Source organism: Mycobacterium sp. MUNTM1 (assembly GCF_054660795.1).
In genome coordinates this window covers 1-331 of record NZ_BAAGDE010000166.1, presented here as the reverse complement: position 1 = coordinate 331, position 331 = coordinate 1, and the positions used below count along the sequence as shown (strand labels likewise).

At 64.4% G+C, this 331-nt stretch carries 1 pseudogene; it reads right to left on the bottom strand.

Annotated features, from left to right (window positions below):
• Nucleotides 1-331: pseudogene (locus ACYQ8K_RS30260) on the bottom strand (glycosyltransferase); the annotation flags it as partial.

Genomic DNA, 331 nt, shown 5'->3' with positions numbered 1-331 from the left:
GTGTCGGCCGGGGATTCGACCGGCATGCTGCCGAATCCGAAAAAGATCGGCGGGGTTCCGCCGCGAATCCAGGACATCACCTCGTCGTCGGCTTCGGTGGTCAACTCCATCGTCAGCGGGCCGACGAAGGGCCGCAGGCCATTCCACTTCGCCCACTCGTCGGCCAGGCCGGGAAAGCAAACCTCGTCGTACGCCTGGATTTCCAGCGATTCGCGGTCGGCGATGCGCCGCGGTGACGGTCCTTTCGCCTTTGGCAGCCCCAGTTCTCGACGCTGGGTGTCCTCGACCTTCTTGTTCAGCCGCCAACAGAACCAGTCGAACGCCGTCATCG